6 protein-coding genes, 1 tRNA gene and 1 pseudogene are annotated in these 8,319 nt (G+C 69.1%); 4 read left to right on the plus strand and 4 right to left on the minus strand.

What is annotated here, in order from left to right; all coding sequences use genetic code 11:
• Positions 1-1,541 precede the first annotated feature (1,541 nt).
• Both ACFYP3_RS36280 and ACFYP3_RS36285 read left to right on the plus strand, forming a co-directional pair.
• Positions 1,542-1,994, plus strand: coding sequence for a DUF6233 domain-containing protein (locus ACFYP3_RS36280; protein ID WP_388842257.1), 453 nt, complete (start codon positions 1,542-1,544; stop codon positions 1,992-1,994).
• A 210-nt stretch (positions 1,995-2,204) separates the two neighbouring features.
• The gene (locus ACFYP3_RS36285) at positions 2,205-2,444 is read left to right on the plus strand and encodes a hypothetical protein (RefSeq protein ID WP_388842247.1); all 240 of its coding nucleotides are present in this window, start codon (positions 2,205-2,207) and stop codon (positions 2,442-2,444) included.
• A 41-nt stretch (positions 2,445-2,485) separates the two neighbouring features.
• Here the strand turns inward: ACFYP3_RS36285 and ACFYP3_RS36290 are convergent.
• From ACFYP3_RS36290 to ACFYP3_RS36300, 3 genes are all read right to left on the minus strand, one after another.
• Positions 2,486-2,559: transfer RNA gene (locus ACFYP3_RS36290), tRNA-Lys, on the minus strand.
• 1,012 nt (positions 2,560-3,571) lie between these two features.
• Complete coding sequence (locus ACFYP3_RS36295) at positions 3,572-4,183, minus strand: endonuclease domain-containing protein (RefSeq protein WP_388842249.1); 612 nt, start codon at positions 4,181-4,183, stop codon at positions 3,572-3,574.
• 940 nt (positions 4,184-5,123) lie between these two features.
• Positions 5,124-5,555 (minus strand): hypothetical protein, encoded by a 432-nt coding sequence (locus ACFYP3_RS36300; RefSeq protein ID WP_388842251.1) that lies wholly within the window; start codon positions 5,553-5,555, stop codon positions 5,124-5,126.
• Positions 5,556-7,596: 2,041 nt separating this feature from the next.
• Between ACFYP3_RS36300 and ACFYP3_RS36305 the strand changes: the two genes are divergently transcribed.
• Positions 7,597-7,821, plus strand: a complete 225-nt coding sequence (locus tag ACFYP3_RS36305) for a hypothetical protein (protein ID WP_388842253.1) — start codon at positions 7,597-7,599, stop codon at positions 7,819-7,821.
• Here ACFYP3_RS36305 and ACFYP3_RS36310 read toward each other — a convergent pair.
• Positions 7,805-7,919, minus strand: a pseudogene (locus ACFYP3_RS36310) (transposase); the annotation flags it as partial. The gene ACFYP3_RS36305 and the pseudogene ACFYP3_RS36310 overlap by 17 nt on opposite strands.
• A gap of 35 nt (positions 7,920-7,954) precedes the next feature.
• Here ACFYP3_RS36310 and ACFYP3_RS36315 point away from each other — a divergent pair.
• Positions 7,955-8,215 carry a hypothetical protein gene (locus ACFYP3_RS36315; RefSeq protein ID WP_388842255.1) on the plus strand — a complete coding sequence of 87 codons (261 nt, stop codon included), beginning with the start codon at positions 7,955-7,957 and terminating at the stop codon, positions 8,213-8,215.
• Positions 8,216-8,319 lie beyond the last annotated feature (104 nt).

An 8,319-nucleotide genomic window follows, 5' to 3' on the forward strand; every position in this document is an offset into this window, starting at 1 on the left:
GGTCAGGCCCCCACCCTCCGGATAACGCATACCAACGGCATACCGCAGGGATCATGAACCGTCACTACCCGACGACAACCCGAAATCCTCAGTAGACACTCCCGATCGAGGTCAACGTCACAGGGGCGGGGGTTCCCCCTCTCTATAGGCGTGCAGGCGGCCTGCTCCGGAAGGCCGCAAGGGCCCCTGGTTCCGCGGGCCGTGCCCGCCCCCGGACCCTGGTGCTCCACGCCGCTGGCAGTGGTGCCGCAGGAACCACTGGGCCGTGGCAGCCTTTCGTCCTGAATACACAGAAGCTATTCGAGAAGGTGAAGGCATCATGTTGAAGTGCGTAATTGCGCCGCTTGCGGGGGCTGCTCCCAGCCAGTCTTGGTTAACGGGCTTTAGCGGGGGATCCTGGTCCGGTCACGGTTTTGGGCGGCACCCCATCAGGATGGCCTGGGCTCTGCAGCTGGGCTGCTTGGGCTGACGTGCCCGGCGGGGTCGGCCGTCGTTATGGCGCGCGATAAAATCGCTCCAGCCGGCCTTGTGAGGTGGACGGCCCAAATGCCGGATACCAGCCGATGGGTCGTGGGCGGACTGATCAGCACCAACAGAGTCCGGTCCGCCGAAGTGACCGTGGGCACTATCTGCTTCACAGTCTGCAAAAATCTTGGCCGATAAGGCCCCAAGCCTGGGAAGCCTTCACGGTCAACCCGCTGAGCCTGTTCAGGACTGCCTCCACCCGGGCCTCGGAGAGGGCGGTGAAACCGGCGGAGACCTCGGGCTGTCGAGATACACGGCCGTCCCCGGCCCGGCGGTAAGCGAAAATATGGGCCCGCCACACGGTGAAAGCCGTATTCACTGCTGTTTTATCACTTCCCCGGCTTCTAAGACACCCCTATACCACGAGGCGGACCCGGGATGGGCTGCCCGGCGGTCGCCGGACCCCGGCCCCTGCCCGTCAGGCCGGGCGCCGGCGCGGTCGAAGCCGCAGGCCGGCAGCGCCGGCCCCAGCGCCCTCCCGGCTGCGCAGGCCGGAGAAGCCCACGCCCGCAGGCGCCGCGGGATGCCCGGCAAGAGGCGGCGCGAAGCCGGAAAACGCGACCAACTGCGCGAGGTTCCCGGCGAGGGAACGAGCGGGAGCGGGGACGGTTACGCGTGCGGTACTGGTGGCGCTGGGTGGGGGACGTCTGAAGCAATCCGGTTGAAACGGCCACTCCATGCTCGGGGGCGATCCAACACCTGCTCATGGGGTCCTCCCCGCCCATGCGTGAACTGCGGACAGGCCAATGAAGAGGCCGATAGCCGGCCAGGTCTAGGAGCGGGTAGGACTGTCCAGGGTGGCGAAGGCCCAGCGCGGAGCGCCGCCGAGGCGCCCTGGGTGGCCGACGCCCGCATGTCGGCGACAGCTGGACTCAGCGTTCTTCGGACGGTGACGTAGTGGCAGGCGCTCGTGCAACACAGCCGCTGCCCGCGGTGGCGCTCCCGGGGCTGGTTAGGATGCTGGCCTGTGGGAGGGGGCGGGAATGCCGGGGAACACGGCCCGGGTAATGGTCACCATGCCGGACGGGCAGGAACTGCGTGCCCACTTGTATGAGCGCCGGCGCACCAGTGACGGCTGGCAGTACCGGGTCGGCATCAGCTGCTGGGCACCCAGCGAAAAGGAAGGCTGTACGGAACCCGCGGAGCACAATGTCTGGCTCGACGCCCGGCACGTCCACCCACTCCAAGGCGGCGACTACACCCGCGTCCCAACCCGCCCCGCCACACCTGCCGGCCACGGCCGCCAGGCCTGGACGGTACAGGACCTCCCCCACCGCCCTGGCCACCCCGCAGCGCGCCTGGTCCACGTCATCGGCTGCCAGCCCGGCGCCACCCCCATCACCCTCGACCAAGCCCTCGGCATCCTCCGTCAGCCCCGCACCGTCACCTGCCGCGAATGCCACGCCGCCACCTCACTCCCGGCCGTGAAGGACCCACGGCCGACGCAACAGGGCCACGCTCAGCCCTGACAACGGCGATGCCCTCTCACCCCGAGTCGGTATCGGAGCGGGACTGCATGCCAGGCGCGGAACCGTTCTCTGGCACGCTCGTCGGACACCCGGGTGCACACCCCCCCGCCGGGCCCGTACCCTCCACCTCCCTGGAGTGCGGGCCCCGGCAGGCACCCAGACACACCAGACCGCGCGCTAGCCTGCGGTAACGGCTGGCAGGGTATAGGCATGAACAGCAGTGACGATCCCCTGGAAGCCGCTGTGCAAGCCCTGCACGACGCGCAGGAGGCCCTGCACACCGCCCGCCGCCACCTGACCGAAGCCACCCTGGACGCCTACAACCGCGGTGAAACCGTCGCCGGGATCGCCGAGCGCACCGGCCGCACCACCACCGAGGTCTGGAACACCCTCAACGCCCACGGAATCACCCGCAACACCCGCGTCAACGGAACCCGGCCACCCACCTGAAACACGCCCCCACCGCGGGCGCATCACAACATTCCGAGCGGTGGGGCGGGTGGGGCTCGAACCCACGACCTACGGATTAAAAGTCCGCAGCTCTAACCAACTGAGCTACCGCCCCTACACCCACGATGAAAGCACGCCACCCACCACACAGCCCGCCAACCACACCCCACAGCCCCATCCCCCGCCAGCGCCACGGGCACCAGCACGCGATACGGCGCCGATTCGGACAACACGTCCTGCCCCGAACCGGGCAGCAAGTCTGCCCCAGGCCCATCAGAGATCCAGACCTCCTCAGATCAGAACACCCGGACGATCACTTGTCCTGCCGCAAATCAGTGTCTCCAGGCGCCGCCCGGCTCTGCACCGCAACCCTCCACCGCTCAACCGGGAACCTGCGCCTTCCCCCTCGGCTCCCTGCGGACCGCCGCCCGCCAACCCACTACATCGAGTACCAGGGCCGGAAACCCGCCTCCGCCAGCCCGCAGGCAGCACCCTTGACCCAGCCGCGTGGGGCACTATCCCGCCGCGCGCAACCCTCCCGGGCAACACTCGTTGAACCACACGCCGTCTCAACTCCCGAGGCGCACCCGGGGGCTCTCGCTGCCTTCAACAGTCAGAGCCCCCACCCCTTCGTTACTGGTCAGCTGGCCGCGCGGACGTGCGGGTCAGGTCCTGACGTCCAAGAAGGTCACCGGCGTGCAGGTGCAAGGCCGCTGCGAGGGGCTCCGACGCCGGCGCGCGCATCGTCTCTCAGGTACGAGCAGCGCCGTGTTCACCACTGACCGCGCCGTTCATGGACAGCCCTGCTCACTTACATTCCCTCGTCGGCTTTCCTCCATCCCCCCGCTGTGGTGAAGCCGAACCGGACAGTCTCCGCATCCGCCTGCCAGGAACGGAACGCCGGAGCGGCATATGCGGTGGTCAGGGTGACAAGCCGGTCCGACGTCTGCACGACCATCAGACCCACCCCGCCCTCCACCACCTCAGCCACCACCACATACGGCACCCCGCAGCCTTCGCCTCCACAAACTCACCCTCAGCCAGTGACCTGAACGCAAAAAACTCCATAAGTGAACAAAACATGAAAAACGGCGCGAAGCATGACGGGTGGGTAAACCCTGTTTCGGTCAGAACAGGGCCAGGCCTTCGCCGCTGGTGTCGGCGATGACGGGCCGGGGCTCGGCGGGAAGGCTATCCAGCCGGTCGGGACCAGCCGCTGCCGCCACCGCAGGGACGGCGGCGGCCAGCCATGCACCGAACCGGGCGACGGCCTCCCGGTAGGGCACCCGCGCCAGGACGCGGTGCTCGCCAGAGGGACAGAAGTCGACGGAGACGGTGAGCAGGCAGGAGCGGGGTGTGTTCTGGCTGCCCGTCCAGGACACGCGCAGTACCCCGCAGGGCTTCCGCGCACGACCTTGGCGGTGAGTGGGGCGCAGGGGCTGGCAGTGGGTGTGGGCGGTCCATGCGGCGAGGTGGGGCAGCGGGAGGGTGGTGCGGGTGCGGCAGCCCGGGCAGCGGTGCCAGTAGTGCAGCCAGACAGCGTGGTCGGTGTCGAAGAGGCGGGTGTAGCGGCCGGCGACGCGGATGTCATTAGCGTAGAGGTGGTCGGGGCGTTCCAGGGTGTTGCAGGACGTACAGACCGGTGCGCGGACGTAGCCGTGTTCATGGCAGTGGTCCAGCACAGCTGCCGGTGCGATGCTGCAAGCGGCGCACACCCATCCCGCGACCTGGCGGGACATGCCGGGCTTGCGGCTGAGTACCGAGTAGAGCTGCTCTTTCAGCTCCCCCTTGTAGGGGCGCAGGGGGACTGCCGGAGTTTTCGATCCGGTCGTGGTCCGGCTGTCGGTGGCTCGGGGCGTTCCTGGGTGGGCAGACCGGGGCTGTTCGGTGACAGCTGTGTTTGCCTTGGCGGCGTGTGTGGTGTGTAGCCATTGGGTTTCGGTGTGTTCGGCCGCGTCCAGGAGCCTGACCACCGCACGCGGCAGCCACCACGACCGCTCTGCCCCGCCACGTGACCGCTGTACCAGCAGTCGCCGCCAATCAACCCCAGCCAGATGAGACCCCGGCTGGGGCTCGCGTCCGGCGTGGCGACGGGGGTCATCCTGTGCTTGCAGTTCCCGGCCGATGCGCTGGCGCCATTGCCGCAACGTGGCAGCGGTGCGTTTCTGCTCCGGGACGCTGTGGAACGGGCCGATACGGACCAGGTCGAAGGCGTCCATGTCCATTGCGTTCCATGCTGCTGCCGCCCGGCGCAGCTCTGCTTCTGGAACACCCCAGGGGCCGTCGGCTGCCGCCACCAGCCCCACCACATAGGTAGCAAGTACGACGTACCGTCCCGCCCGGGCATCAGCGAGACAGTGGGTGAATACCCCGGAAGCCGCCGGTACCGTGCTGCCGGCCGTCAGACCGGCCCACAGACTGTCCGCGGCGCTCAGGGGAACCAGACCCTCCCTACAACCAGGGACCACACGATCGGACATACCGAAAGACTAGCGGCCAGGCACCAACACTCCCACAAGACGGCTTCCGGTCCGCGGACCGGAAGCCGGGCGCGCCGTCGCGGGCATAGGGCCCACGCGCCCAGCCTCCCCACCACCCCACTCTGCCAGCCCGACACGGCCCTCTCGACGTGCGGAAGCCGGGTCGGAGGCTCTGGAGGCCTGCCGTGCTGGGGCGGGTTCAGTTGACAGCAGCATGGTGAGGGGGTGGCTGGTGCCGGGCACGCCGGCGGGCGGCGGTGCTGGCCCTGCCGCTGCGGTGTGCCGCTATCCCGTACTCGGCCGGCGTGCTGTCGGCCAGTTCCCGGTGGCAGCGCTGAATGGCCCGGTCGAGCGCGAGACTGATCCGGGGGCGCTTGCCGTTGCGGACGGCGGCAATGGTCTGGGTGCTCGTGTTCAGACGGGCTGCCAGGAAGCTAGTCGGCCAGCCCCGCTCCGCAAGCTCTTGCAGACACCCCGCGCTGGCGGCCGAGGGCGTCAGCCCCGGACGGCGGCGCCTCCCCGACATACCGGCCAGAGGAACGCCCAGGACCGCCTCGGCCGTGGTGCGGTGAACAGGCGACAGCCGGTCCGCAGGAAGGCGCAGCAGGCGGCGCACGAGGGTGACCGACACCCCCGAGACCACCGCGATGTCACCGGCCGCCCAACCTGCCTCACGCAGCCTCACAGCATGCGCCGCCGCCTCGACAGCAGGAATCCTGGCCGGACGCCCCGCCCGAAGGTCCCGGTTGCGCCGGACACGATCCCGGTAGGCAGCAGCCCGGCACTCCGGCCGCATGCACCCGTAACTCGCACATGACGGACTCCCATGCCGAACACGCGACCGTACCGGCCGCACACCACCCTCAGCAACCGCGTCGGCCATTGGCACGACCTGCCCAAGGTCTCCCACCAGTCCTCCTCCCTCACCCCTTCCGGCACCAAGTCTCGCGCCCGGACGCCAAACCCCGAACACCAGCCTGCCCTCGCAAAGCACGCCCTCCCCCGTCACGTGCTCCCCCAACGAGGCAGCGCAGCTCGTCCAGGGAGCCCGCACCGGGCACGATGAACCCGGAGAAAACCGACAAGAGCGGAGGAGACCGGTGCGCATCGAGGACGTGGAAGTCGGCGCGGCCTACACCGCGAGCATTCCACAGCGGCTCCCACCCGCGTATCGCCACCGGCCGGGTGGGTCGGTGGCGCAGTGGCACGCGGACATGCAGCTCTACATGGCGCGCGGTCACCGCAACCGGGTACGGCGACGAGCCCGGAACCGTGACCGTGTCCCGGGAGCTCCCCGTCGGCCGCGTCCGGTTGCGGCTGACCGAAGAGCAGGCCGACGGCCTCGGACTCACCGAGGGCCAAGACTACGAGATCACCGGCGTCATCACAGACGAGGCCGGCCGAGTCATCACGTTCCCGAACACGGTGGGCCTCACGATCCCCGCGCGGTGGCTGCGCCCGCCGGATGAGCAGCTGGAGGTCCATCCGGACTCGGAACGGTTCCACCGCGCTCTGGTGTGCCGCGACGCGAACGGCAAGACGCTCCAGGAGATCGAGCAGGCCGCACACGAAGCGCTGGAACAGGTCCGCCACGTCCAGGGCCTGGCCTTGGACGACCCCACCCACGACTGGGCAGCAGTCGCCACCGAGATCGACCATCGCGAGTGGCTACGGATCGCCGCACACGTCCGTAACACCCACCAGACCACCCCTACGACCCTCGCACCGACCCAGAAGCCGTGGAAGACCCGCCACCGGTCCAGTTCGGCGACGGGACCCGGCCCGCCGAGGGGTAGTCGATGGCCGCCGCGCGGCCCGGATTCACCGCGGTGGAACGGGGCGGGCCAGACTGGCCAAAGGGTCGAGCCTCGCCCTCCGGACACCGGCTGGCTGCCGAGGGCGCCCGGGCCCGGAGGAGGGCGTCCGGGCCGCACGGCCATCTCGCGGCCGAACTCGACCCCGCCGACAGGCCAGACCTCGCCCCCTCCCCTGGCCGCTACGGGGGGCCGGGACAGCGGCGCCCAAAGTCCGGCCACGCGCCCGACAACGCGTAGACGCCCGAGCCACACGCCGGAATCCCCGAAAAACACGGCATCTACGACAACTTGGCCGCCCACGACATCGTCGGCTGCTTCCACCTTCACCTTGCTCAGGATGCGGCCGATCCGGCGGATAGCGGCTTCCTGGGGTGCTGCATCCTCGCCCGTGCGGCCCTTTCCGTGCCGACTTGTCTTCCGTGGCGGCTTCGATGGCCTGCCGCGCCGCTCCCAAGAGCTGGAGAGCGACATCGGCCGGATCCGCGTGGACGGTTCGGCCAGCATCCCCGCGATCGGCCTCACCGCGTTGGACGGGCATGACAGGCGCCCGAAGCGCAGCATCGTCCGCCGTCGCGGGGTCCGGGCCATCTGGACAGCCAGGGAAGCTCGATAACCGTGGTAGCCGACGTCCGCCCAGGTCAGTCGAACTGCCACACGCTTCGCGTCGAGCTCGGCCGGTCTCCCCACCCGGGCTCGTCTACAGAAGCCGCTCAGTGACCTGGATGGACAGCCTGCACGCCAGTGCCGTCGTACAGCCCGGGTTCCAGGGTGAGGAGGTAGCGGCCGGCAGGAAAGTCCGCCGCGGGGCGGGCCGCGTGGATGGCGTGGACGACCGCCCAAGGATGCCCAGCGGCTGTGCACCAGCGGGCTTCGCAGAACGACCAGGGGCCGAACAGCAAGAGGCCCACCGCCGCGGCGATCAGCACCACCGGCCCGGCGTTTGGCGGCGAACGACCGCAGCGTCTCACCCACGCGCTGTGCCTCGCCGGCGCCGAAGCACACGGCGGCCAGGAGGACGAACAAGACGGCCACTACCGCAACCACGCCACACTGCCCGCCCGGCGCGGATCCTCGCGTTGACGGACTCGATCGCGTTGGTCGTGCAGACAATTCCGCCGGATCTCCGCGTCGAACTGCAGGAACGGGACAAACTCGGCCCACGCGTTCTCCCACAACCGGCCTGTTCGGGGCCGTCCTGGCCATCATGGGCGTGGTGAGCAGCCTGAGGCGAAAGCTCGAGAAGAATCTTTGCGCGGGCGAGATGAGACCGACGACGCCGCGCATCGTCGCGAGTCTGGGCATCATCGGGGCGCGCGGCCACTTCCCCTCGGAGAACGCGGCCATGAAGTGCATCTACCTCGCGGTGACACCCCTGGACCCGACCGGCGCCAGCCGCAACCGAAGCAGACGCGACAAGCTGCTGTCACAGGAGCAGCGCGACGCACTCGCCGCACTCGGCATCCACTGGGCGTAGTAGGAGGGTTAGTACTGCAATCACAGTTATGGCGTGGTTGAGTTGCTGTATGGCTGAGCTCGGGGTGGGGTTGGTTGAGGAGTGGGACGGGGTGCTGGCGGGGT

It is taken from the genome of Streptomyces sp. NPDC005533, from assembly GCF_042871845.1.
Classification (GTDB): Bacteria; Actinomycetota; Actinomycetes; order Streptomycetales; family Streptomycetaceae; genus Streptomyces.

Excerpts from the sequence above, each read along its gene's own strand:
- ACFYP3_RS36280 (WP_388842257.1), top strand. The coding sequence starts at position 1,542 with ATGCCGGACGGGCAGGAACTGCGTGCCCACTTGTATGAGCGCCGGCGC.
- ACFYP3_RS36285 (WP_388842247.1), top strand. The coding sequence starts at position 2,205 with ATGAACAGCAGTGACGATCCCCTGGAAGCCGCTGTGCAAGCCCTGCAC.
- ACFYP3_RS36295 (WP_388842249.1), bottom strand. The coding sequence starts at position 4,183 with ATGTCCCGCCAGGTCGCGGGATGGGTGTGCGCCGCTTGCAGCATCGCA.